General features: G+C 65.6%; 1 protein-coding gene. It reads left to right on the forward strand.

Features of this window, described 5'->3' with window-relative positions; genetic code table 11:
- A partial coding sequence (locus tag WA788_RS35590) for an ABC transporter ATP-binding protein (RefSeq protein ID WP_335984650.1) occupies positions 1-512 on the forward strand: 512 nt, incomplete at both ends.

The following is a 512-nucleotide window of genomic DNA, read 5'->3' on the forward strand; positions in this document are numbered from 1 at the left end:
AAGTCGACGCTGTTGCGGGCGATCGCGGGGTTGCTGCCGCCGGAGTCGGGGCGGATCTACACCGATGGGCAGCCGTCGTTGCTGGGGGTGAACGCGGCGTTGATGAACGATCTGACCGGGGGGACGAATGTGATCCTGGGCGGGTTGGCGATGGGGATGTCGCGGGAGGAGGTGCGGTCGCGGTACAAGGGGATCGTGGACTTCTCGGGGATCAACGAGAAGGGTGATTTCATCTCGTTGCCGATGCGGACGTATTCGTCGGGGATGGCGGCGCGGTTGCGGTTCTCGATCGCGGCGGCGAAGGACCATGACGTGTTGATGATCGACGAGGCGCTGGCGACGGGTGACCGGTCGTTCCAGCGGCGGTCGGAGGAGCGTATCCGGGAGTTGCGGAAGGAGGCGGGGACGGTGTTCCTGGTCTCGCACAGCAACAAGTCGATCCGGGACACGTGTGAGCGGGCGATCTGGCTGGAGCACGGGGTGATGCTGATGGACGGCCCGACCGAGGACGT

The sequence above is a fragment of the Streptomyces sp. CA2R106 genome, from assembly GCF_037034245.1.
Lineage (GTDB): Bacteria > Actinomycetota > Actinomycetes > Streptomycetales > Streptomycetaceae > Actinacidiphila.